The organism is Nocardiopsis codii (genome assembly GCF_036327455.1).
GTDB lineage: Bacteria > Actinomycetota > Actinomycetes > Streptosporangiales > Streptosporangiaceae > Nocardiopsis > Nocardiopsis codii.
In genome coordinates, this window is the sequence record NZ_JAUZMY010000031.1 from 44,713 (window position 1) to 68,257 (window position 23,545).

Sequence of the window (23,545 nt, forward strand, 5' to 3'; positions counted from 1 at the left end):
CGTACTGGTCAGACCGAGCTGCGGAGCGACCACAGTTCGGGGAAGACGTCCTGTTCGGCGTTGCGGGACAACCAGGTGAGGCCGTTGGAGCCGCCGCTGCCGGGCTTGGCGCCCATCGTCCGCTTGACGGCGACGAGGTGGCGGTGACGCCATCGCGTCACCCGCTCCGCGACGTCGAGCAGCGCCTCGGCCAGCAGGAACAGGTCGTTCCCGGGCTTGTCGTCGGCGTAGACGGCCGTCCACGCCGCCTCGACCCCGGCGCTGGGCTCGTAGTCCTGCGTCCAGTCCCGCTCGACGCGGTCCGCGGGCACCGGGAGGCCGCGGCGGTGGAGGAGACGCAGCGCGGCGTCGTAGAGGCCGGGGCGCTCCAGCACGTCCGCGAGCTCGTTCGCCACTCCGGCCATGGCCTTGTGCGGCCGGATCATCGCGGCCGACTTGTTGCCGAGCAGGAACTCCAGCTTGCGGTAGCCGTAGGACTGGAATCCGGAGGCCTCGCCGAAGGAGTCCCGGAACCGGTTGAACTCGGTGGGGGTCATGTCGGCGAGCAGGCCCCAGGAGTCGTTGAGCACGTCCTGAGCGTTGCACGCCCGCCGCAGCCACGCCAGCGCGCCGGGCACGTCGTCGGCCTCCAGCGCGTCGCGGGCCGCCTCCCAGCGCTCCCGGACGAGCGAGAACAGCAGTTCCATCACCTGGGTGGCGATGATGAACGCGGACTCGGCCGGCTCGGCGGTACGCGGTCTCTGGAGGCCGAGCAGGGTGTCGATCCCGGCGTAGTCGACGTAGGGGGTGTTCTTCTCGAAGGAGAGCGTCGGCTGCCCCTCGTTCGACTCGGCTCGGCGCGCCCGGCCCGCCTCGGCCCCGCCGGCCTCCCCGCCCGGGACGAACGGACACTGCTGGGCGGTGGTGGAGAGCATGACGACCCCTTGTCGGTACTGCGTGAGCGACTGCGCGGGCACCGTGCCGTCCGGGGGGATCGCCCCCGCGCACACGGCGCCCCGTATGTGAGGTCACATCATCGGACAGATACGCCGGGAAAGGAATGGCCGATGAGCACGCAAGCCGGGCATTGACCTAACATTCGTCAGAGTTAACGACCTCCGACTTTGGGAACGCAAAGCATGGCCTCACGACTGGCAACTCCGCTGGACAGCGTTGACCAGCGCATCCTGTCCGAGCTGCAACAGGACGGGCGTCTGTCCTTCAACGAGCTCTCCCGCAGGGTCAACCTGTCGGCGCCCGCCGTCGCCGACCGCGTCCGCCGCCTCACCGACCGCGGGGTGATCACCGGCTACCACGCGCACGTGGACCCGGCCGCCGCCGGACTGCCGGTGACCGCCCTGGTCCGCATGGAGTGCTTCGGCGCCCACTGCCTGCTGCGCGAGCAGTCCTCGCTCGATCTGCCCGAGATCCTCCAGGTGCACCGGGTGACCGGCGACGACTGCTGCGTCCTGCTCGTCGCGGTCCGCTCCATGGAGCACTTCGAGGAGGTCATCGACACACTCGCCGAGCACGGCCGCCCCTCCAGCACCATGGTCATGTCCAGCCCGGTCCCGTGGCGGGCCGTCAACGCACCCCGTACCTCATGAGCGTCCTCATCGACTCGGCCGTCTGGCCCGGACCGCGCGGCTGGCTGTTCGCGCACATGGTCAGTGACAGCTCCCACGAGGAACTGCACGCCTTCGCCCGCGAGATGGGGGTGGACCCCCGCGCGTTCGACCGCGACCACTACGACATCCCCGGCCACCTGCACGCCCGCGCGCTGGAACTGGGCGCCGAACACGTCACGGGGCGCGAGCTGGTCACCCGGCTGAGCGCGGCGGGACTGCGGCGGCGCAAGGCTCCGCGGGTCGGCGGAGCAGCCTGACGGGCGGCCCTCCCGGGCGCCCCTCCCCCGCGCCGGGGCCCCACGGGTCCGGGGACCGCGCACCGGCCGGTTCAGGGAGGCGGGAGGTCCAGGGGGGCCGACGAGGCCAGCCGGTCGAGTTCCGCGAGCATGTTCACCCGGGCCCTGGCCTCCCAGTGGGCACGGCCGAACGCCGTGTGGAACACGTGGGGGCCGTCCAGGAGCGACCGCAGCACCCTGCTGCGCCCCGCACGGAACACCCGGTCGGGGATGTGGCGGTACTCGGCCCGGATCGCTGCCGTGTAGGCGAGGTACTCGTCGGTCGGCCCCGCCAGGACCGACAGGTCGGCGTCGGAGACGACCTTGCCGTCCGCGTCCCACTCCTCCGGCCGGTGCGTCGCCGTCACCCCGACCAGGCGCACCACCTCGCCGATCCGCGCGGGCTCCTCACCGACCAGCTCCAGCAGGCGCGCGGCGAGCTCCGCGCTCTCCTCCTCGTCCCGGCCCGGGCGCCCCTCGTAGACCGCGTCGTGGAACCAGACCGCGTAGCGGACGCCGTCGGCGTCGGCCGCCTCCCCCTGGAGGACGTCGACGGCCCGGAGGGTCTCCCACAGGTGCAGGAGCGTGTGGTACCGGCGGTGCGGCTCGTTCCAGCGGTCCAGGAGCTCCGCCCCGACCGCCGCGGCCTCGGGCCCGCCCCCGGCCAGTCGCTGCCAGGCGGCGCCCAGCAGGACCGCCTCCTCCTCGTTCAGTGGCAAGGTCTCGTCACCGTTCGCCTAGGAACCCTCGGACCTTCCCAGTCTTCCCCACCGCCGGCCGTTTGCCACCCGGCCCGGTTCACGTGTCAGAGGTGTCCACCATGCCGGCCTCGTAGGCCAGGACCGCGGCCTGGACCCGGTTGCGCATCCCCAGACGGCCGAGGATGGCGCTCACGTAGCTCTTGACGGTGCCCTCCACCAGGAAGAGGCGTGCGGCGATGTCGGCGTTGGAGAGCCCCGCTCCCACCAGGGCCAGCACCTCGCGCTCCCGCTGGGTGAGCCCCTCCAGCCGGGCGGCGGCCTCGGCCTCGCGGGCGGCCCTGCCCCCGCCGAACTGGGCGATGACCTGTCTGGCCACCTGCGGTGACAGGTAGGCGCCGCCGTCGGCGACCGCGTGCACCCCCGTGATGAGCTCGCGCGGGTCGCCCGCCTTGAGGAGGAAACCGCTGGCGCCGTCGCCGAGCGCCCGCGAGATGTAGGCGTCCTCGCCGAAGGTGGTGAGGATGACCACGGCGGTGGCGGGGGCGACCCTGCGGATCTCGGCGGTCGCGGCGAGCCCGTCCATCCTGGGCATGCGGATGTCCAGGAGGGCGACGTCGGGGCGGTGCGTGAGCACCAGGTCCACGGCCTCGCGCCCGTCGGCGGCCTCCGCGACCACCTCGATGCGCGGATCGGTCCGTACGATCGCGCGCACCCCGGCGCGGATCATCGCCTCGTCGTCGGCGAGCAGCACTCTGATCACGTCGGTGTCCTCTTCGCCTGTCGTCGCCCGTGCGGGCGGGATCGGCCGGGGGCGGCGCGGGGCCGGTCCCGGCGGGTGTCGTGGCGCCCGCGGGCCGCGGTGCCCGCCGGGGATCCGGTCAACGTACCGGCACCTCCTCCTTGGTGACCAGACGGCCCTCGGCGAAGCACAGCCGGAAGGAGGCCGTACCGCCGGGAAGGATGTCGTCCGCACCGCGGTGGTAGGAGCACGAGACACCCCCGGCCTCCGCCGGCGGTGCGTCAGGCCCCGCGGGGACGGGCAGCAGGAGCCTCTCGACGTGGTCTCGGCCGTCCCCGGCCCTGAGGGAGTCGAAGGCCTCCTGCGCCCGGTCGCCCTGCTCGACCACGTCGAGTGCGGCCCACGCCAGGGCGAGGACCGCCCCGACGACCGCCGCGACCGGCGGGAGGACCAGGGCCAGGCTCCACCGGCGCACGCGGCGCCGGGCGGCCGACTGGAGCTGGTCTATCTCGGTGCCCTCGCCGTCGGGCTCCTCGGCCCCGGCGCCGGGGCTGCCGTCCAGCGGCATGGTCGCGCACACCTCCCAGCCCCCGTCGCCGACCGGTCCGGCGGCGAAGGCGCCCCCGACCACGCGGACGCGCTCGCGCAAGCCGATGAGTCCGTGCCTGCCGCCCGTCGCGGACACGCGACGCCCGTCGGGCGGCGCGGAGTTGACCACCCGCACCTCCAGGCGCGTTCCGTCGGCGGTGATCCACACCCGCACCTCCGCGCCCGGGGCGTACTTGGCGGCGTTGGTCAGCGATTCCTGGACGACCCTGTGGACCGCGCGGTCGACCATGGGCGGAAGGTCGCCGATCCCGTTCTCCCGCACGAGCGTGATCCGCATCCCGGAGTCGCGGACCCGTTCCACCAGGGCGGGGACGCCCTCGTCGGCGGGGACCGTGGGCGGGGGGCCGGCGTCGGTGCGCAGCACCCCGATGACCTCCCTGAGGTGCTGGGTGGCCGTGACCGCGGTGGAGCGCAGATCGGCCGCCGAGCGGCGGTGCTCCCCGTCCAGGTCGGGCGCGATCTCCAGGGCTCCCGCGCGCAGGGCGATGAGGCTCAGCTCGTGTCCGAGGGAGTCGTGCATGTCCTGGGCGATCCTGGAGCGCTCGCGCAGCCGGGCCCGGTCGGCCGTCAGCGCGTGCTCGCGCTGGAGCTGCCGGGCGTGCTCCCAGCCCGCGGCGGCCAGAGCGAGGTGCTGGCGCCGGTGGACGCCCACCATCCAGGGCAGGGCGATGTTGAGGGCCGCGGTCACGGCGACGGTCACCCACGCCACCCGGTCCTCCGGCCACAGCAGGGGGATCGCCACCGCGCAGGGAGCCGCGCCGACGGCGAAGGACACCAGCGCCGACCGCACGCCGGGCATGCGACGGCCCGCGAGGTAGGAGGCGCAGACCAACAGGACGCTGAAGCTGTACACCCAGAACGAGGACAGCAGCGAGACGACCACGGCGAGCAGGGGGTAGAGGCGGGTGAGCACGACGACGAGGGCGGTCACCGGGACGGCCGCCGCCATCGTGACGGCCGCCTCGGCGGAGGACAGCCCTCCCCCGGCCAGTCGCAGCAGGAGCTCCACCGCGCACTGGGCGGCGGTCACGGCCCCGAGGAGCACGTCGCGCAGGACGGCGCCCCGTGTGGGCCGGCCCGCCGTCGGGCGCAGCGCCCCACGGGCGGTTTCACGCGGCTCGGAGAGGGTCATGGGGGCGAACCTACCGAGTCGGCCTCCGGGGCGGCACCATCGAAAGTCAGGGCCTTCCCGCCCGCCCGGGACGGCGCACCCACCTGCCGGACACCGTCCGCTCCGAACGCGCGACCGGGTGCGGTGACGAGCTTCCGCCATATCATGGGATGAATTTTGTCCCTTCCTCCGATGGTCCGGGCAGGCCCGCCGTGCTGGAATCCGAGAGGCGGGAACCACGACCGGGACGGGGCTGGGATGTCACCCATCGAGACGCTGCGGCGGATGCACCGGATCGCCGGATGGCCGCTGCTCCTCACCAGCTTCCTGGCCCGGCTGCCCGTCTCCATGGCCCTGATCGGCCTCCTCACCCTCGTCACCGTCACGACCGGCAGCGTCGCCGCCGCCGGGGCCGTGTCCGGGGCCTTCGCGCTCGGCGAGGCCGTCGGCGGACCCGTCATCGCCCGCTACGCCGACCGGCACGGGCAGCGGATCCCCGTGCTCGTCACCGCCGTGGTCGACGCCGTCCTGATCGTCCTCCTCGTCCTCGCCGTCCTGTCCGGGGCCTCCACCCCCGCTCTCGCCGCACTGGCGGTGGTCGCGGGCATGTGCATGCCCCAGATGGGGCCCATGGCCCGGACCCGGTGGGTGGTACTGATCCGCAGGGGCCCCGACCGGGGCGCGGAGAGGGAGCGCTCCGTGTCGGCCGCCATGGCGGTCGAGGGCGTGCTCGACGAGGCCGCGTTCGTCCTCGGCCCCGCCCTCGTGGGGGTGCTCACCGTGGCCCTCTCCCCCGCGGCGAGCGTGGTGGGCGCCGCCGTGCTCATCGGCGTGTTCGGCTCCGTGTTCGCCCTCCACCCGACCGCGCCGCCGGGAACGCGGCCGGTGCCCGGCGCGGGCGGCCGGATCGCCACACCCGCCCTGCTCGTCCTCACCGTCCCCATGTTCTGCCAGGGGATGTTCTTCGGCGGCATGTCCACCGGCGTGACCGCGTTCGCGGCGGCCTCGGGGTACGGGGACCTGTCCGGGCTGATGTACGCGGTGATGGGCGCCAGCAGCGCCGCGGCAGGGCTGCTCATGGCCTCCGTGCCCCCGGGGTTCTCCCTGACCGCCCGGACGCGGGTCGCGGCCGGTGCCCTGTTCGTGCTCAGCCTGCCGCTGTACCTGGACCACGGGGCGGCCACGCTCGCGGTGACCGTCTTGGTGCTGGGCACCGCGATCGGCCCGCACATCGTGAGCCTGTTCGGACTCATCGAGCGGGCCGCTCCGCCCAGCCGCCTCTCCCTGTCGATGGCCGTCGTCCTGAGCAGCCTCATCCTGGGCCAGGCCCTGGGCTCCACGGTCTCGGGCGCCGTCGCCGACGCGTACGGACACCAGGGGGCGTTCGCCCTGGCCACACTCGGCGGACTGGTCTCGTTCGCCGTCGCCTCACTCGTGATGCGCGCCCGCTGGTACACGCGCACCGGTGACTCCGGCGAGGAGCCCGGGGACGGTGCGAACCCCCTCGCGGACACCGCTGCGGCGTCCTCCGCGCTCCCCCCTGCGGAGCCGGGTGGCCTTGGGAACATCGGGCGTTAAGCCCGCGTTAAAACGGAACCGGAACACCCACACCCACACCTAGGCTTGTGGATCGTGCTCGAACTACTGACCAGCATCAACCCACGTCGCAGAGAGGTGACCGTGCCCCAGCTCAACGGGCTCGCCCGCGTCACCCTATCCGTCCGCGACCGCGACGAGAGCGTGCGCTTCTACCGCTCGGTCCTGGGATTCAAGGTCCTCGAACGGCGCGACCACGACGGAACCCTGCGCAGCGAGTGCCGGCACCCGGCGTCGGGCCTGATGGTCGCCCTCATCCAGCACCGCGACAACTTCAAGAACCGGTTCGACCGCAGGCACTGCGGCCTGGACCGGCTCACCCTCGGCGTCGACAACCTCGGCGAACTGGAGGCGTGGGAGGAGCGGTTCTCCGACATGGACGTGGAGCACTCCCCGGTCATGCACCGCGAGGAGGGGTCCACCCTGCTGTTCTACGACCCGGACGGCACCGAACTGGGGCTGTTCTGCCCCGCCGAACTGGACGCCGGCGAGGCCTGATCCGCCCCCGCCGGGTCCCGGGCCTCCCGGATCCGGGAGGCCCCGTCAGTCGGTCTCGACGAGTTTGAGCCGCACGTCGTGCTCGGCCAGTTCGTCCACGGCCGAGCGCGGGAGCCGGTCGTCGGTGATGATCAGGTCGAACTCCTCCAGGCTCGCCACCCTGAAGGTGCCGAACTTGCCGTACTTGGTGCTGTCGACGGTGAGCACGCTCTTGGATGCGATCCGCAGGAGCGCCTGCTTGGCGACCACCTTGGCCTCGGAGGGCGTGGTCGAGCCCCGGTCGACGTCCCAGGAGCTGCTGGCGATGAAGGCCAGGTCGACGTTCACCTGCCGCAGGAAGTCCGCGGTGAACCGGCCGACCGAGGAGTGGTCGGAGTGCGAGACCACGCCCCCGGTGTGGATCAGCTCGATCCCCGGGTACTCCATCAGGTGCCCGACCACGTTGAAGTCGCTGGTGATGACGGTCAGACCGACCTTGTCGGTGAGCAGCGGCACCATCTGGAGCGTGGTCGTCCCCGCGTCCAGGTAGATCGTGAAGTTCTCCCGCACCAACTCGGCGGCGGCGCGCGCGATGGCACGCTTGGCGGGGACCTCCAGCTGGGCCTTGGCCAGGTAGGAGGGTTCGCTCTTGAGTCGTGCCGCGAGCCGTACCCCACCGGTGACCGACAGGACCTTGCCGTCGTTCTCCAGCGCCTGGATGTCGCGCCGGACCGTCATGTGGGACACGGACAGCATCGACGTGAGCTCGTTGATACTCAGCACGTGACGCTCCTGCAGGAGCTTCAGGATGTGCTCTCGTCGCTGGTCCGGGATCATCGTTCGCCTCACACTCGGGGGCCGGCCGTGGGGACGCCGTGCATTCACGACGCCATGTAACAAAGTTTCCCAGTTCATCGCACCCGGATCGGTGCTCTCCAGACGTGAGACCGCTCGCAATCGCGGCGCCGGGGCCCGGACTCCGGCCCGTACGGGCCCGGACCGCCGCGGCGAGCCGTCTTAGGGAACGTTTTTCCTGTTTGCACCACGTGGGACGGTGGACTTTGCCACCCTTGACCGCATGACGCTGTCCATCGCACTACGCGGAGACACCGCACGCTTCCCGGGCAACACGCTCCCGGCCCTGCGTTCAGCCTCGCGCGCCGGGGCCGACCTGGTCAAGATCGACGTGCACCTGACCTCGGACGGATACACGGTCCTGGTCGACGAACGACTCGTGACCGTCCCCGGTTCCCCTCCCCGGCCGGTGGGCGCACTCACCCTGGCCGACCTCGCCGCCGCACGCGAGGACGTGGAGCGGCGCATACCCACCCTGATGGAGGTCCTGGCCGAGTTCGGCGGCCACGGACCCCCGCCCCTGCTCGTCTCGGCGGAGACCCCCCAGGCCGCTCTGGCCGCCCACACCATGCTGGACGAGCGCGGCTTCGGCGACCAGGTGCTCTTCACCGGATCGACCGACACCCTCGGCGCACTGCGCACCCACAGCACCGGCGCACGCATCCTGATGGCCTGGGACCAGCCGGGCATGCCCCCCGACGATATCGTGCGCACGCTCCGACCGGAGTTCCTCGGCAGCCACCACGCACTTCTGACCCGCGAAACGGTCAGTGAAATGCACCGGTTCGGATATCTCGTCACCGCGTGGACCGTGAACGCTTTCCCGGAAATGGCCCGTCTGATCGGCATGGGCGTCGACGCCCTCGCCACGGAACGGATCGACGACCTCGTGTCGTTGACGAGCGGCCGGGTACGGGGCGGCGCGACGGTCGGGCCGGCCTGATCGCCGGACGTCGAAGCACGTGGGAAGGCACGTGAGAGACGGCCCCCGCTCCCCCGGGCCGCCCCGCCGTGTGACCGTGCCACCGTGACCGCCGGCGGCCCCCGGTTCCGCCATTCCACGCCTTTTCCCGCCCCTCCGCGGATATCATCGAAAACGATGAGCCATCGGGTGAAGACCGCGCACCCCTTGTTTTCCGCTGCGCACCCCGAACGATGAGACCCCACGACATGACGGCCCACTCCTCGCCTCACGCACTCCGCGCCACCGCCCCGGTCCTGGACTGCGCCGCGCGCCTCTTCGCCCGGCACGGCTCGCGCGGTCTGCCCATGTCGGAGCTGACCCGCCGCATCGCCGCCGAGACCGGGACGGACGCCGCGTCCCTCCGGAGGGCCTTCCCCACCCGCTTCGACCTCGCCTACGCCGTCGTGCTCCGGGCCACCCGCGAGCGGGTCGACGGGCAGTTGGCCGCGGACCTGCCGCACCTGCCCGCGATCGAACGCATGGCCGCACTGGTCAGACGCCATGTGGAGACGGGGTGGCGGCACCGGACCGCGGCCGCGCTCGCGCACGAACTGCTGCCGACCCTGCGGGCCATCCACCCCGCGCGCCACCGGGACGTCAGCTCCCTCACCCGGGTCTACCGGGAGCACATCCGCGGGATCATCGCGGACGGCGTGGCCGCGGGCGTCTTCGCCGTACCCGAGCCGGGAAGGGCCGCCGACGACGTGCTGGAGACCTTCGACTCGCTCCTGCACTGGTACGACCCGGAGGCGGGACTGAGCCTGGACGACCTCGGTGCCGTCTACGTGGACCTGGTCGTCCACCACCACCTGGGCTGCCCGCGCTGACGGACGGCGCCCGCGGCCGGGGAGCGTCCTTCAGGACGCTCCCGTGTCGGCGGGCGGCTGTCCGGGCCGTCTCTCCCCGGACGATGTACGCGGTTCGGCCCGGTCGTGCCTCACGAGCGCAGAGGCGCAGCGGAAGGCAGACCGGCGGACGCGAACCCGGCAGGAGGCACAGGACTCGGTCCAGGCCGTGTTTCAGGTAGCGGGTGAGTCTTGGGCGGGTAGTTCTATGGCCAGTTCCCTACAGCGCCATCGGGCTGGGGAGACGTCGTAGGGCATCTTGCCGATGGCTTCGAACGCGCTCATGGAGTCGGCCTCCCGCCTGCCGGAGCCGAGGTCGGCCTCGTCCTCGCCGTCATCGGCGGTAGCGGGGTGCAAAGTGTCCCAGGCGTCGAAGAGGGCATCGTCGTCCTTGTCCAGGCCGGACTCCTCGATGACGGCCTGCAGGGCGCTTTCGAAGGCGTGCCGCTCGGCGGCCACGTGAGCCACCCGTGGATCATCGACGGCGACACTGTCATCGAGTGCCTCCTCGGCGTCATCGATGCGGTCGGAATCCTCCCGCAGAGCGGGATGCGTGGCCAGGGCGATGAAGCGGGTGGCCTGGACGGCCGCGCCGAGCGGGCCGAGGATCCGCTCGGTGACGAGCAGAGTGTCCAGGTCCGCCTGACGCAGGGAGCCCTCGGGCAGGCTCTTGAGACGGTCGGTGACGAAGTCGGAGAGCAGGCCCATCCGGCTGCCTTCGGTGCGCATCCGCTGCACGGCGGTCCGTTGCCGCACCGATTCCGCCTCCTGCTCGGCGAGGGTTTCCTCCAACCGCTCCAGGATGCCCGCGATACCGTCTCCGCTGTCCGCGCCGGCGGAAGCCGTGCCGGCGGTGAAGGCGTCACGGATGTCGTCCAGGGCGATCCCGGCGTCGGCCATCTTGCGAATCCACAGCAGGCGGATCATGTCCTCGTGCCCGTAGCGGCGGCGGTCATCGACGCCCCGCTCAGGCTCGGGGAGCAGCCCGATCTCGTGGTAGTGGCGAATCGCCCGTGGCGTGGTGCCGGCGAAGGCCGCCGCGTCACCGATCTTGACCTGACGGGGTGGCATGAAAGACAAATGCATGAGCAGGGCTTTCCTCAAGGGACCGGGACGTGAGTCCACCAGACCACATGCCGCTACGGAAGGTGCAACCCCCTACACACCGCCCCGCGCCGATGCCAGGAAACGCGCCCTTCCTCCGTGACGACCGCAGGCCCGTCCTTTCCTGCTGTGGCACCCGCACGACGGCGGACCGAGGGTTCACAGCCGCCGATGAATCGCCGCGGCCTGAACCGTCGCCTCGAACCGAACCACAAGTCCGTCGAACCGGGTCGCCACGGCCCGGTGCTGCTTGAGACGGCTGATCCCGCATCCGACCGCGGGCCGGGCCTTGTAGTCCTCGCGGTCGAAGAAGGGCGGACGGCCACCGCCGCGTCCGCGGCGCCTGCGGTGGCGGACCTGATCGACCGGCTCAGGAATCGTGCACCTGATGCCACGTCTGCGCAGGTAGGCGCGATTCGCGCGTGAAGAGTACGCCTTATCGCCCCGCATCTTGATCATCAGCATGCAGGGCGTGCACAGGATGCCGAACCTGGAACACGGCCTAACCGCCGACGAGCTGCCGGAGGTCCACGGACTCGGCCAGCGCCCGGAGCCCGGCGTCCCCGGGGTGGATGTGGTCGCCCGAGTCGTAGGCGGGCAGGAGGCGGGTGGGGTCGGCCGGGTCGCGCAGGACCGCGTCGAAGTCCCACACCCCGTCGAACGGCGTCGCCGGGTCGGCGCTCTGCGAGCGCAGGTAGGTGTTGACCTGCTGCCGCGCCTGTTCGACCTCCGGGGTACAGCGCCGCTCACCCGCACAGGGCCCGAGCGTGGCCACGAACACCCGGACGCCGTGCTCCTCGGCCAGGCGGGCGATCTGCCCGAGCCCGCTGATCACCGCGTCCGGCGGGGTCCCCCAGCGCAGGTCGTTGATCCCCGCGAAGACGACCACGGTCTCCACACCGCTCTGGGCGAACACGTCGCGCTGGACCCTGTGGACCAGGGCGACACCGCTGGGGTTCGTGGAGACACCCTCACCGGGGTACCCGTCGGTGACCACGTGGTTGCCCGCCACCCCGACGTTGAGCACGCCGGGGTTGAGCACTCCGGGCTGCGCGGCGAAGCGCGTGCTCAGCACGTCGGGCCAGCGGGTGTGGGCGTCGGGGGTGGACCGGGTCCCGTCGGTGAGGGAGTCCCCGAAGGTGACGATCGCACCGGGCCCGTCGGCCACCTCGATACCGGTGAGGAACGGCCACTGCGCGACGCGCCCGGTGAACGGGGCCCCGGTGGTGTCGAGGGTCTGGTCGCCGCTGCCGGGCTCGCTGGTGTAGTTGGTGTCCACCGCGGCGTAGTGCACGGGGGCCGCTGTCACCAGCTCGGGGAGGTGGAAGCTGACCAGGACGTCGGTGTGCGGTGGCAGGAGGATCTCCACCGGGTCGCTGAACACCTGCCCGCCCGCGGGGATGACGGTGTCGGCGCGCCCGTCGAAGGTGAGCGGGAGCGCGGACCCGCGCGTGCCCGCCGCGTCCCCGCGCAGCGCCAGCGAGGCCGCGCCCACCGTGACCGGCTCCGCGGCGAAGGTGTTGTCGAGCCGGATCCTGGCGACGTGGCCGCCGGTGGTGGTGCGCACCGACAGGCGCAGGGTCTGGTCCTGCCAGGGCCCGACCTCCAGGTAGCCGGAGGTGGCCCGCGCCCAGGTCCCGGTCCATCCCGAGGCGTCGCGGCCCCCCACCGAGAACAGGTGCAGGCGCCCGCCGTCCTCGGCGATCTGGGGGAGGACGACGTGGGAGATCTCCCGGGCGGGGTCGACGGGCACACTGCGCGCGTACATGCGCGCGGAGCCGAGGGTGGGGCTGGGCCCGCCGACGGCGCCGGAGTTGGCGTAGGGGAGCGAGAGCGCCGCGTCCCCCGCGGGTCCCTCGATCCAGTCGGGGACGGAGAGGACGAACTCCTGCTCCGCGCCGTCCGCGTAGACGACCCGGCCCTCCCCGTGCACGGCGGGGCCCATCGCGGTGCCGTCCGCCCGCGTGGCGGTGGCCAGGAAGGTGAGGGAGCCGTACCGGTCGCCGTCGAGCCGGAGTAGCTGGCCGTCCGCGACCACGTGGTCCGGGCGCCCGGGCGCGTAGTCGGGGAGTTCGAGTTCGGTGCCGAGGAGGACCACCTCGCGGCCGGGGGTCCAGCCGGCGGCGGCCAGTGCCTGCGACGACAGGCTGTTGCCCGCGCCGTCGAGGTCGACGTTGGCCGCGGAGTTGTCCCGGGAGATGCCGATCTCGTCCATGAGGCTGGCGAAGGGGGTGCCGACCGCGCGCGGCGCCGCCTGCTCCTGCCGCTCCGAGGACCCGGCCTCCCCGTCGTGGGAGACCACCACGTAGAAAGCGGTCACCAGGACCGTCGCGACGAGGGCCGCGGCCGCGCCGCGGAGCAGGTGCGGGGAGAGGTCGTCACGCCTGCGTCGGTGCGTGCCGCGCCCCCGGTTCTCATCAGCGCCCAACACTCGCCTTTCCCGATGAAGTTCCACCGACGTATCGGACGCCTCCGGGCGCACGGTGGTTGTGAGACGTGGGACACCGCGGCGCCCCGACCGGCCGCCAGTCTAGACGCGCCGCCCCCGCCCCCACGGCCGTCCGGGGCTTGTTCCGGCCCGCGCGCGGCGGTGGTTCCGGTCGGCCCGGAGTCGGAGAAAACGCGGGCGGCTCTCGGATGGGGAGAAGACCGCCTTCGGATTCATCCGACGTCCGGACGGAGAAACGCACGGACGGCCATTCCCTGGAGGGCACGCGTGGAAGTCCCTGTGGACACGAGGTACGTACCAAAAGCCCACGAAGTGGATGAATGCGGCCCTGGAACCATGCCCGATCACCCACAGGCAAAGGGGTGTTCAGCCAGGTGGGGGGGAGGCCGGGCAGGACGCGAACCCGCGACCCAGGGGTTATGAAGTCCACAGGCCGTACAGCGTCGACGTCCGCCTTGACCTGCGTCTCAACGACGTCAGCACCGAGGATACCGGGATCTTCAACGTGTATTACCCGTGGGACGTCACCGAGAGAGGCCGAACCGGGCCCGTGGTGAGGGTCGGCGTCCAGCTTCGAGCCGGAACACACCACCCGACTGGCTGGCCAGTGGGGCTTCTCCCTCAAGCACCTCTCACCTTTCCGGAGAATAAGGAGAGACAGCCTCCGCAGCCTCCGCTCCCCGTGGCTGGCCCTGTTGTCAGGGCTGCCTGATGGAATAGGCGGACGCACGAAGACCACACACAGCTCCGTTCAGGACTTACACGCGAAATGTCCGTTTCTCAAGAAGTTGGAAAATCGACCGCTTGCCGCTGGTAAGTTCGCATGTCAGTGACTGTGCTCCCCGCGCACGCGGGGATGGTCCCCCAACGCATCATGCCTGGTCAAAGCCCTGAAAGTGCTCCCCGCGCACGCGGGGATGGTCCCCCCGAGGACCGCGCTTACGCCCACGAGCAGTGCTCCCCGCGCACGCGGGGATGGTCCCTCGGCCCAGCCGCCGCCGATCCTCTCGATCGGGTGCTCCCCGCGCACGCGGGGATGGTCCCACCGGGCGCGTGCTCGGACAGGCGCACGCGGGGATGGCCCCGGAGGGCGCGTCGGTCGGCTCTGACCGGGGAGCAGTTCGAGGGGCTTCTCGCGCGGTGTCCGCACGACCTGCGCAGTGCCTGCGTCTCCACTTGGCCGAACGAGGGAATCGACCCTCCCCAGGTGGCGAAATGGGCGGGACACAGCGTCGATGTCCTACTTCGTGTTTATGCGCGCTGTTTGGAGGGCCGGGAACAGGAAGCACGCCGCCGGGCGGCGGCCGGGTTCGAGGGATTCTGATTCCGGAGAACTTCAGCGCGTATTCAGCGCAGCCACCCGGACGGGACCGTAGAAGTCCGTAGCCGACCGTAGATAACAAGAAAGCGCCGCTGGCCTGTATCCGCAGGTCGGCGGCGCTTTTTTCATGCCTGGAGGGGGTAGGCCGGGCAGGACTCGAACCCGCGACCCAGGGATTATGAGTCCCCTGCTCTAACCAACTGAGCTACCGGCCCGCCGTCGTCGGCAAACGTCATCCTAACAGGGTGTGTCCGGCGTTTCCGCGCCGTAAATCCGTTACAGCGCAGGCCCTGCTGAGACCGGGTGCGGAGCGGTGCCGCGTACACCGCACCTGGGTCGCGGCCCCCGGAAGCGGTCGGTCTAGGGTGGTGGAGTGCGGCGCGCGACTGGACGGACCCCAGCGCCCGGCACCGACGCCGCGTATGACCCGTTGGTAACATCGCGGGTCGCACATCGTCGTCAGGAGAGTTCACGTCATGTCCAAAGCACCCGTCAACGTCACCGTCACCGGCGCGGCCGGCCAGATCGGCTACGCCCTCCTGTTCCGGATCGCGTCCGGCCAGCTGCTCGGCGCCGACACCCCGGTGAAGCTGCGTCTGCTGGAGATCCCGCAGGCCGTCAAGGCCGCCGAGGGCACCGCGATGGAGCTCGACGACTGCGCCTTCCCGCTGCTCCAGGGCATCGACATCTTCGACGACGCCACCAAGGCGTTCGAGGGTGCCAACGTCGGCCTGCTGGTCGGCGCCCGTCCGCGCGGCAAGGGCATGGAGCGCGGTGACCTGCTCCAGGCCAACGGCGGCATCTTCAAGCCCCAGGGCGAGGCGATCAACGCCGGCGCCGCCGACGACATCCGCGTACTCGTGGTCGGCAACCCGGCCAACACCAACGCCCTCATCGCCCAGAGCCACGCTCCGGACGTCCCGGCCGAGCGCTTCACCGCGATGACCCGCCTCGACCACAACCGCGCGCTCACCCAGCTCGCCAAGAAGCTCGGCGTGTCGATCAACGACATCAAGAAGCTCACCATCTGGGGCAACCACTCCGCGACCCAGTACCCGGACCTGTTCAACGCCGAGGTCAACGGCAGCAACGCCGCCAAGGCCGTCGGCGACCAGGCCTGGCTGGAGAACGACTTCATCCCGACCGTCGCCAAGCGCGGCGCCGCGATCATCGAGGCCCGTGGCGCGTCCTCGGCCGCCTCCGCCGCCAACGCCGCCGTCGACCACGTCCACGACTGGGTCAACGGCACCCCGGAGGGCGACTGGACCTCCGCCGCCATCCCGTCCGACGGCTCCTACGGCGTGCCCGAGGGCCTCATCTCCTCCTTCCCGGTCGTGTCCCGCGACGGCAAGTGGGAGATCGTCCAGGGCCTGGAGATCGACGACTTCTCCCGCTCCCGCATCGACGCCTCGGTCAACGAGCTCGTCGAGGAGCGCGACACCGTCAAGCAGCTCGGCCTCGTGTAGGACCGGCGCACAGCCGGTTCGGCCGCTGACGGGCACGCTCCTCCGGGGGCGTGCCCGTCGCCGTGTGCGGCCCGTGCGCAGGGCACGGGGCCGGTGCGGGGACCCTCCGGCGGGGCGGTCGGCACCCCGCTCCGTCCCGAAGGGGGTTCGGGAGCGGGCAGTATAGAGACCGTGAGTCTCATCGATGTGCTTCCGGCCGAACCAGAACCCGACTCCCTCTTCGAGGCGTTCGCTTTGTGGGCCGGAGAGCGGGGCCTCACCCTCTACCCGCACCAGGAGGAGGCCCTCATCGAGGTCGTCTCCGGGTCGAACGTCATCCTCAACACCCCCACCGGCTCCGGCAAGAGCATGGTCGCCACGGGTGCCCTCTTCGCCGCCCTGGCCCGTGACGAGTGCGCGTTCTACACCGCGCCCATCAAGGCGCTGGTGTCGGAGAAGTTCTTCGACCTGTGCAAGATCTTCGGCACCGAGAACGTCGGCATGATGACCGGCGACGCCAGTGTCAACGCCGACGCCCCCATCGTGTGCTGCACCGCCGAGGTCCTCGCCCAGATCGCGCTCGCGGAGGGCGCGAACGCGGACATCAACACCGTCGTCATGGACGAGTTCCACTTCTACGCCGAGCCCGACCGGGGATGGGCCTGGCAGGTGCCCCTGCTGGAGATGCCGCAGGCGCAGTTCCTGCTGATGTCCGCCACCCTGGGCGACGTCAGCCGGTTCGAGGAGGACCTGGAGAAGCGCACCGGACGCCCCACGGCCGTGGTGGCCTCCGCCGAGCGCCCCGTCCCCCTCTACTACGACTACCGGGTCACCCCTCTGCACGAGACGTTGGAGGAGCTGCTCCGCGACGGCAACGCCCCGGTGTACATCGTGCACTTCACGCAGGCGCAGGCGGTCGAACGCGCGCAGTCGCTGACCAGCATCAACATGTCCACCAAGGAGGAGAAGGCGGCGATCGCGGAGGAGATCGGCAACTTCCGCTTCACCACCAAGTTCGGCCGCAACCTGTCGCGGTACGTGCGGCACGGCATCGGCGTGCACCACGCGGGCATGCTGCCCAAGTACCGGCGCCTGGTCGAGCGGCTCGCCCAGGCGGGCCTGCTCAAGGTCATCTGCGGAACCGACACCCTGGGCGTCGGGGTGAACGTGCCCATCCGCACCGTGCTGTTCACCGCGCTCAGCAAGTACGACGGGGTGCGGGTGCGCCGCCTGCGCGCCCGCGAGTTCCACCAGATCGCCGGGCGGGCGGGACGCGCGGGGTTCGACACGGTCGGCAACGTGGTGGCGCAGGCCCCCGAGCACGTCGTCGAGAACGAGAAGGCCCTGGCCAAGGCCGGGGACGACACCAAGAAGCGCCGCAAGGTGGTGCGCAAGAAGGCGCCCGAGGGGTTCGTCTCCTGGGACGAGGCGACCTTCAACAAGCTCATCGAGGCCGATCCCGAGCCTCTGACCTCGCGTTTCCGGGTGAGCAACGCCATGCTGCTGAGCGTGATCGCCCGTCCGGGCAACTGCTTCACCGCGATGCGGCACCTGCTCACCGAGAACCACGACGACCGGCCCACGCAGCGCCGCCACATCCACGAGGCGATCGCCATCTACCGGTCGCTGCTGGACGGCGGCATCGTGGAGACCCTGCCCGCACCCGACGACCAGGGGCGCACCGCGCGGCTGACCGTGGACCTCCAGGCGGACTTCGCGCTCAACCAGCCGCTGTCCACGTTCGCGCTGGCCTCTCTGGACCTGCTGGACAAGGAGTCGCCGGCCTACCCGCTCGACGTGCTCACCATCGTGGAGTCGACCCTGGACGACCCCCGGCAGATTCTGGGCGCGCAGCTCAACAAGGCCCGTGGCGAAGCCGTCCAGCAGATGAAGATGGACGGCATCGAGTACGACGAGCGCATGGAGCTGCTGGAGGAGGTCGACTACCCCAAGCCCCTGGAGGAGCTCCTCAACCACGCCTACGACGTGTACAAGCGGGGCCACCCGTGGGTGGGCGACCACCCGCTCCAGCCCAAGACCGTGGCCCGCGACATGTACGAGCGGGCGATGAACTTCGTCGAGTACGTCGGCTACTACGAGCTGGCCCGGTCGGAGGGCCTGGTGCTGCGCTACCTGGCCAGCGCGTACAAGGCGCTCAACCAGACGGTGCCCGACGACGCCAAGACCGAGGAGCTGCGCGACCTCATCGAGTGGCTGGGCGAACTGGTCCGGCAGGTCGACTCCAGCCTGCTGGACGAGTGGGAGCAGCTGACCAACCCCGAGGAGGAGGGCCCGGCCGGGCAGGCTCCCGCCGAGGAGAAGGTGCGGCCGGTCACCGCCAACGCGCGGGCGTTCCGGGTGCTGGTGCGCAACGAGATGTTCCGCCGCGTCGAACTGGCCTCCCGCCGCCGCTACGGGGACCTGGGCAAGCTGTCCCAGGACGGCGAGTGGAGCGGCGAGGAGTGGGCCGAGGCCGTGGAGGAGTACTTCGCGGAGCACGACGAGATCGGTACCGGCCCGGACGCGCGCGGGCCCAAGATGCTGCTCATCGAGGAGGAGGCGGAGCTGTGGCGGGTCCGCCAGATCTTCGCCGACCCCGCCGGCGACCACGACTGGGGCATCAGCGCGGAGGTCGACCTGGCCGCGTCCGACGCCGAGGGCTACGCCGTCGTGCACGTCGTGGACGTCAACCGGCTGTAGCCGGACGGGGCCCGGCGGGGCCCTGCAGGGAAGGCCGGTGCGGGCGGGTCGGAGCCGCGGCGGACCGGCGGACCACGAGGACCCGGAAGGCTGTGGGCCCGCGCCGTCCGGTGGGATCGCCCGGGCGACGCCGCCCCAGCCTGGGGCGGGGCTGCCGGACCGCGCGAGCGTCGTCCGGCGGGGCTGGACCGCGGGCACGCCGAGGTCGGCCGAAGCGGCGCTCCCCCTTACTCCAGGAAACCGCACCGCCACCCGCCGCGCCGGCCCCGTCCCGCGCCTGTGGACGGACCCGGTCAGCCCAGGAGGTGGGCGTTGACCTCGCGGACCCCCGCGGCGAGGTCGGGCCGCTCGACGACGGTACGCCCCGCCGAGCGCAGGCGCTCGGCGCCGTCACAGTCCACGAACACGGCGGGCTCGCGCCATGCGAACACCACGCGCGGGATCGGCGTGGTGAGGATCAGCGCGCTGCACGCCAAAGGGCGTGAGGCCCGGGAGCTGCACGGCTCCAGCGACGAGTAGAGGGTGGCGCGGCGCAGCCGGGGGTCGTCGGGGTCGGTCCCGCGCAGCGCGACCTCCTCGGCGTGGTCGCGGGGGTCGTCCCTGCGCGAGTAGCCCTCCCCCAGGAGCGTGCCGTCGTCGGCGACCACGACGGAGCCGACCGAGAACGCGGTGGCCGAGGGCGGGCAGGACCGGGACAGCTCGACGGCCCGGCGGAGCCAGTGCGCGTCGGCGGCGCCTGCGGCCGGGGGCGGTCCGGGGCTCATCGGCGCTCCCCCGGGGTCCCGCCGGTTTCCGCGTCCCGGGTCGGCGCCTCCGTCCCGGCGGCCCCCGCGACCGCTGTTCCCGCGACCGCCGTCCCCGTGGCCGCTGCCCTCCCTGTGCTCTCCGCGGTCCCCGTGGCCGGGGCGTCGAGGCGGTAGCGCAGGACGGCGACCTCCCCCAGTGCCCTGGCCTCCACCAGCCGCATCGGTGCGGCGGGGGTGTAGGGGTAGGCGCCCGGCATGACGAAGCGGGGGGCGCCCTCCTCCCCCACGAAGAACGGGGCGACCGCGAGCCGGAGCTCGTCCACCAGGCCCGACGTGAGGAACATGGTGTGGATGTGGCCGCCGCCCTCCACCAGCAGCCGCCCCACCCCGCGTCGCGCGAGGTCGGCCAGGATCGCCTCGGCGGTGGGAGGGTCCCCGGCGTCGACGACCTCCGCCGACGGGTCGGCGGAGGACCTGCCCGACAGGCTGCGCCTGGCGGCGTCCACCCCGGGGCCGCCCGTGTAGACGACCGCCCCGGCGTCCCCGGTGCTGAAGAACCGGGCCCCGGGGTCGAACTCGCCGCTGCGGGTGACCAGGGCCTTGAGCAGGTTCTCGGTACGCCCCCGGGCGCGTCTGCGTGCGCGCAGGTCCGGTGAGCGCACGAGGAGCCGCGGGTTGTCCGCCCTCAGGGTGCCCGCTCCGACGAGGATCGCGTCGCATCCCGCGCGCAGCTCGTCCACCTCGGCGAAGTCGGCCTCGTTGGAGAGGCGGAGCCGGTCCGGGCTGGTGTCGTCGATACGCCCGTCGACCGACATGGCGCAACTCAGGATGGTGTGGGGACGGTGCATGCACCCAGGCTAGCGACGCGTCGGAGCACGGGAGCCCCGCCGGAACCGGCCCCGGCGCGCGTCGTGTCGGCGGCTCCGGGCGACGGGTCCGAGCGGCGGCGGGATCGGCTGCGCCGTGCGGCGGTCCGTGGTTGAGATCCGTCTTCCGGGGTAGGTGAGAACCGTTCCGGCGGCCGGGGCTTTTCGGGCGCGCAATCCGTTTGCCGAGTCGGCCGTATTCTCAGCCCCGATCGGTGATTTCCGCAGGCAGTGGGCGCGCACGGTGAATTGGCGGCCGATTCGGAGCGCTAATCCCTTATCCCGGACCGGACCTATAGGGCCGGGTGACCTGCGCCGGAGCCCTCTCTCCGGCCCACCCCACGCGTCGCCGGAGCACCACTGGTGTTCGACTGCCACCCGACAGGCCCACGGACACGGGCTTGTGGCACCCGAGCATCAACCTCGATTCCTCGCATAATGGACATTGGGCATATATGTCCTAGCCAACCCAAGTGCGCCCTAACGTACACGGTGAGACCGGGCAAGGGGCGGCGTCCGACGATTTTTACCACCTGTGTCCGTGACTCGGTTAACAACCCCGTCAAGCAGGAATAGAATCCAGGGGTCGACCAAACTTCCCCACCTCAGACAAGAGGACGGCGATGTCTCGATTCACTTCCCCCGATTTCCTGAGGCAGGCGGGGGGCAAAAACGTCCGGGCCAACCCCCCACCCCCTGTCGACCTGACACAGCCGAGCCTGGCGCGGCTCCGCTCGTTCCACCTCAAGGGCAAGGACCACTTCGAGGTCGACCGGGACCTGGCCAGCAGGGCCGAACGCACGGCCCCCGGATTCCAGGACATCGTCCTGGGCGAACGAGCCTTCCTCCAACGGGCCGTCCGCCACCTGGCCGAGAGCCACGGCATCCGGCAGTTCATCCAGTTCGGCGCGGGCCTGCCCGCGCCCGGCGACCCCCACCAGATCGCACAGGAGCACGCCCCCGGGGCACGCGTCCTGTACGCCACCGACGACCCGGTGGTGCTGACCCACCACCTGGCGCTGCTCCGCGACGGACACACCACCACCGCGGTCCAGGCGGGCCTCACCGACCCGCGCCGGCTCCTGGACGACCCCGAGACCCGGGCCTTCCTCGACCTGGAGCGGCCCGTGGGGCTGCTGCTCACCGGGGTGGTCGCCCACACGTCGGACGCCGACGCTCCGGCCCGGCACATCGCGACCCTGCGGGACGCCCTCGCCCCCGGCAGCCACATGGTCCTCAGCCACTACTGCCGTCCGGACCAGTCGTCCTTCCCCAAGGACGCCTCGCGGGCCGAGCAGCTGGAGCGGGTGTTCGTGGACCGGCTCGGATCCGGCCGCTGGCGCTCGCGCAAGGCCATCGAGGCCTTCTTCGAGGGCTGGGAAATCCCCGAGCCCGGCCTCATCGAGGTCCAGCGGTGGCGCACGCTCCCCGTGGCCCCGCCGGTCGCCGGCTGTTACCAGATGCCGCAGCGCAACCGAAGGCTCATCATCGGCGGCGTCGGCAGGATCTGACCGCCACCGTTCCCCTGTCCCGCGTTGGAGCCGACGGCCCGGCAGCGGGAGGGGGCCGTTCCGCCCGGAGCGGCGGAACGCGTTCGAGCCCGACGACGGACCCGTGTGTTTGGTCGACCCCGACACCGCGCGGCCAGGGCTTGGGGGACCGCAGTCGCGGCGGTCCCTCCGGTACAGTCCGGAGAAGCAGCGAAGAGGGCCCCTCCCGTGGGAGGGGCCCTCTTCGTGTGGCTCCCGCGATTGGACTCGAACCAATGACCTGCCGGTTAACAGCCGGCTGCTCTGCCAATTGAGCTACGCGGGATCGTGCGCCTCCGCGACCCTGCCGGGTCTCGGTGACAGGAACAAGCCTAGCGCCTCCCCAGCGTGCTCGCGACGCGTTTTCCGCTTCCCGTGCGACATCGCGGAGCCCCCGGCCGGGGGTGGCGCCCCGGGGCGACCACACGAGAAGGGCCCGCCGGATCTCTCCGACGGGCCCCGATGCGCTCCCGCGATTGGACTCGAACCAATAACCTGCCGGTTAACAGCCGGCTGCTCTGCCAATTGAGCTACGCGGGATCGTGCGCCACCCGGCTCCTGGCCGTGGCGACACCACTAGCGTAGCGCCCCCCAGGAGTGCTCGTGACCGGTGTCGGCACGTGTGGCGGGGCGGCGACAGGGTAACGTGCCAGGCACAGATCACGCCGATCGTCTCCAAGGTCTGAAGAGGCACCCATGCGCTACCGGATCACGTTCGTCGCCGGACTCGCCATCGGATACGTCCTGGGCGCCAAGGCGGGCAGGGCCCGCTACGAGCAGCTCGCCCGCACGGCCCGCAAGGTCGCGGACAGCCCTGTCGTCCAGGAGGTCGCCGGACTCGTCGGCGCCCAGGTCGGCAACGCCGGCCGCACCGTCTACGACAAGGCCGTGGACAAGATGCCGATCACGTCGCTGCGCGACTTCCTCGCCCGGCCCACCGACGAGGAGATCGAACTCGTCGAGTGGGAGACCCGGGTGTCCAACGGCACCCAGCCCAGGAACGGACGCCCCGACGACGACGCGGACCGCTCGTGACACTGTTCCACCGCGGTGTCCCCGCGGGGGTCCGCGCCCGGCTGGAGCGGGGCGAGCGCGTGCTGGCGCACGCGCCCGTCGCCGTTCCCCCCGGAGGGGACGCCGCCGAGCAGGTGCTCGTCACCACCACGCGCGCCCTGTACCTGCCCGGGGGACGCGCGGTGCCCTGGGAGGACATCGACCAGGCCGGCTGGACGCCCGACACCTTCAGGTTCCTGGAGGAGGGCTCGGGCGGGCACACCGTCCGGCTGCGCTCCGACCCGGCCGCCGACGGCGTCGACTACCGCCGCCTGGCCGAGACCGTCGCGGAGCGCGTCACCGCGACGATCCTGGTCAACCGCTTCGTGCCGTTCCCGGACCCCGGTTCGACCACCGGCTTCCGGCTGGTGGCGCGCCGCCCGCCCGGCGGCGCCGACGTGGACTGGCGCGTCCACCTGGGCGAGGGGGTCGACCCCGAGGACCCGCGCCTGTCCGACGCGGCGTCCCGTGCGCTGTCGGCCCTGCACGACCAGATGGGCGTCTAGGCGACGCTCCCCCGGCACCCCGGCCGGGCACCGGTCCTCCCCTCCTC

20 protein-coding genes, 3 tRNA genes and 1 pseudogene are annotated in these 23,545 nt (G+C 71.8%); 11 read left to right on the forward strand and 13 right to left on the reverse strand.

The window, feature by feature from the left end:
* Positions 1 to 8 precede the first annotated feature (8 nt).
* Positions 9 to 914 (reverse strand): tryptophan 2,3-dioxygenase, encoded by a 906-nt coding sequence (locus tag Q8791_RS25555; protein WP_330094350.1) that lies wholly within the window; start codon positions 912 to 914, stop codon positions 9 to 11.
* 204 nt (positions 915 to 1,118) lie between these two features.
* Between Q8791_RS25555 and Q8791_RS25560 the strand changes: the two genes are divergently transcribed.
* Positions 1,119 to 1,586 (forward strand): Lrp/AsnC family transcriptional regulator, encoded by a 468-nt coding sequence (locus tag Q8791_RS25560; protein WP_330094351.1) that lies wholly within the window; start codon positions 1,119 to 1,121, stop codon positions 1,584 to 1,586.
* Positions 1,583 to 1,864, forward strand: a complete 282-nt coding sequence (locus Q8791_RS25565) for a DUF4031 domain-containing protein (protein ID WP_330094352.1) — start codon at positions 1,583 to 1,585, stop codon at positions 1,862 to 1,864. Before Q8791_RS25560 ends, Q8791_RS25565 begins: the two co-directional genes overlap by 4 nt.
* A gap of 71 nt (positions 1,865 to 1,935) precedes the next feature.
* On the opposite strand, the gene Q8791_RS25570 is transcribed toward Q8791_RS25565, so the two are convergent.
* The 3 genes from Q8791_RS25570 to Q8791_RS25580 all read right to left on the reverse strand — a co-directional run bounded on the left by Q8791_RS25570 (position 1,936) and on the right by Q8791_RS25580 (position 5,063).
* Positions 1,936 to 2,601, reverse strand: coding sequence for an HD domain-containing protein (locus Q8791_RS25570; RefSeq protein ID WP_330094353.1), 666 nt, complete (start codon positions 2,599 to 2,601; stop codon positions 1,936 to 1,938).
* 79 nt (positions 2,602 to 2,680) lie between these two features.
* A complete protein-coding gene (locus tag Q8791_RS25575; RefSeq protein ID WP_330094354.1) occupies positions 2,681 to 3,343 on the reverse strand; it encodes a response regulator transcription factor in 663 nt (220 codons plus the stop codon).
* Positions 3,344 to 3,461: 118 nt separating this feature from the next.
* A complete protein-coding gene (locus tag Q8791_RS25580) occupies positions 3,462 to 5,063 on the reverse strand; it encodes a sensor histidine kinase (RefSeq protein WP_330094355.1) in 1,602 nt (533 codons plus the stop codon).
* Positions 5,064 to 5,300: 237 nt separating this feature from the next.
* Here Q8791_RS25580 and Q8791_RS25585 point away from each other — a divergent pair, with 237 nt between their 5' ends.
* Together Q8791_RS25585 and Q8791_RS25590 are read left to right on the forward strand one after the other, a co-directional pair.
* Entirely contained in the window at positions 5,301 to 6,620 is a 1,320-nt protein-coding gene (locus Q8791_RS25585) for an MFS transporter (RefSeq protein WP_330094356.1), read from the forward strand.
* A 51-nt stretch (positions 6,621 to 6,671) separates the two neighbouring features.
* Positions 6,672 to 7,136 carry a VOC family protein gene (locus Q8791_RS25590; RefSeq protein ID WP_407942057.1) on the forward strand — a complete coding sequence of 155 codons (465 nt, stop codon included), beginning with the start codon at positions 6,672 to 6,674 and terminating at the stop codon, positions 7,134 to 7,136.
* A gap of 45 nt (positions 7,137 to 7,181) precedes the next feature.
* On the opposite strand, the gene Q8791_RS25595 is transcribed toward Q8791_RS25590, so the two are convergent.
* Positions 7,182 to 7,952, reverse strand: a complete 771-nt coding sequence (locus tag Q8791_RS25595; RefSeq protein WP_330094358.1) for a DeoR/GlpR family DNA-binding transcription regulator — start codon at positions 7,950 to 7,952, stop codon at positions 7,182 to 7,184.
* A 241-nt stretch (positions 7,953 to 8,193) separates the two neighbouring features.
* On the opposite strand from Q8791_RS25595, the gene Q8791_RS25600 reads away from it, so the two are divergent.
* Positions 8,194 to 8,913: a glycerophosphodiester phosphodiesterase gene (locus Q8791_RS25600; RefSeq protein WP_330094359.1), complete on the forward strand. Its 720-nt coding sequence runs from the start codon at positions 8,194 to 8,196 to the stop codon at positions 8,911 to 8,913.
* A gap of 227 nt (positions 8,914 to 9,140) precedes the next feature.
* On the forward strand, positions 9,141 to 9,761 hold the full coding sequence (locus tag Q8791_RS25605; protein WP_330094360.1) for a TetR/AcrR family transcriptional regulator: 621 nt from the start codon (positions 9,141 to 9,143) through the stop codon (positions 9,759 to 9,761).
* A gap of 192 nt (positions 9,762 to 9,953) precedes the next feature.
* On the opposite strand, the gene Q8791_RS25610 is transcribed toward Q8791_RS25605, so the two are convergent.
* From Q8791_RS25610 to Q8791_RS25625, 4 genes are all read right to left on the reverse strand, one after another.
* On the reverse strand, positions 9,954 to 10,865 hold the full coding sequence (locus Q8791_RS25610) for a MerR family transcriptional regulator (RefSeq protein WP_330094361.1): 912 nt from the start codon (positions 10,863 to 10,865) through the stop codon (positions 9,954 to 9,956).
* Between the two features lie 177 nt (positions 10,866 to 11,042).
* Complete coding sequence (locus tag Q8791_RS25615) at positions 11,043 to 11,348, reverse strand: hypothetical protein (RefSeq protein ID WP_407942056.1); 306 nt, start codon at positions 11,346 to 11,348, stop codon at positions 11,043 to 11,045.
* A 37-nt stretch (positions 11,349 to 11,385) separates the two neighbouring features.
* The gene (locus Q8791_RS25620; RefSeq protein WP_330094362.1) at positions 11,386 to 13,311 is read right to left on the reverse strand and encodes an SGNH/GDSL hydrolase family protein; all 1,926 of its coding nucleotides are present in this window, start codon (positions 13,309 to 13,311) and stop codon (positions 11,386 to 11,388) included.
* Between the two features lie 1,483 nt (positions 13,312 to 14,794).
* Positions 14,795 to 14,868: transfer RNA gene (locus Q8791_RS25625), tRNA-Ile, on the reverse strand.
* A gap of 261 nt (positions 14,869 to 15,129) precedes the next feature.
* Here Q8791_RS25625 and Q8791_RS25630 point away from each other — a divergent pair.
* Both Q8791_RS25630 and Q8791_RS25635 read left to right on the forward strand, forming a co-directional pair.
* Positions 15,130 to 16,119 (forward strand): malate dehydrogenase, encoded by a 990-nt coding sequence (locus tag Q8791_RS25630; RefSeq protein WP_330094363.1) that lies wholly within the window; start codon positions 15,130 to 15,132, stop codon positions 16,117 to 16,119.
* Between the two features lie 186 nt (positions 16,120 to 16,305).
* Positions 16,306 to 18,798, forward strand: a complete 2,493-nt coding sequence (locus tag Q8791_RS25635) for a DEAD/DEAH box helicase (protein ID WP_330094377.1) — start codon at positions 16,306 to 16,308, stop codon at positions 18,796 to 18,798.
* A gap of 293 nt (positions 18,799 to 19,091) precedes the next feature.
* Here the strand turns inward: Q8791_RS25635 and Q8791_RS25640 are convergent, their stop codons facing one another.
* Positions 19,092 to 19,562, reverse strand: coding sequence for a cytidine/deoxycytidylate deaminase family protein (locus Q8791_RS25640; RefSeq protein ID WP_330094364.1), 471 nt, complete (start codon positions 19,560 to 19,562; stop codon positions 19,092 to 19,094).
* Between the two features lie 146 nt (positions 19,563 to 19,708).
* Positions 19,709 to 20,392 (reverse strand): annotated as a pseudogene (locus Q8791_RS25645) (RibD family protein); the annotation flags it as partial.
* A gap of 641 nt (positions 20,393 to 21,033) precedes the next feature.
* On the opposite strand from Q8791_RS25645, the gene Q8791_RS25650 reads away from it, so the two are divergent.
* Complete coding sequence (locus Q8791_RS25650; RefSeq protein WP_330094365.1) at positions 21,034 to 21,921, forward strand: SAM-dependent methyltransferase; 888 nt, start codon at positions 21,034 to 21,036, stop codon at positions 21,919 to 21,921.
* A 228-nt stretch (positions 21,922 to 22,149) separates the two neighbouring features.
* On the opposite strand, the gene Q8791_RS25655 is transcribed toward Q8791_RS25650, so the two are convergent.
* Positions 22,150 to 22,225: transfer RNA gene (locus tag Q8791_RS25655), tRNA-Asn, on the reverse strand.
* A gap of 181 nt (positions 22,226 to 22,406) precedes the next feature.
* Positions 22,407 to 22,479: transfer RNA gene (locus Q8791_RS25660), tRNA-Asn, on the reverse strand.
* A gap of 156 nt (positions 22,480 to 22,635) precedes the next feature.
* Between Q8791_RS25660 and Q8791_RS25665 the strand changes: the two genes are divergently transcribed.
* Both Q8791_RS25665 and Q8791_RS25670 read left to right on the forward strand, forming a co-directional pair.
* A complete protein-coding gene (locus Q8791_RS25665) occupies positions 22,636 to 22,974 on the forward strand; it encodes a hypothetical protein (protein WP_330094366.1) in 339 nt (112 codons plus the stop codon).
* Entirely contained in the window at positions 22,971 to 23,498 is a 528-nt protein-coding gene (locus Q8791_RS25670; RefSeq protein WP_330094367.1) for a hypothetical protein, read from the forward strand. The genes Q8791_RS25665 and Q8791_RS25670 overlap by 4 nt, the downstream gene beginning before the upstream one ends.
* Positions 23,499 to 23,545 lie beyond the last annotated feature (47 nt).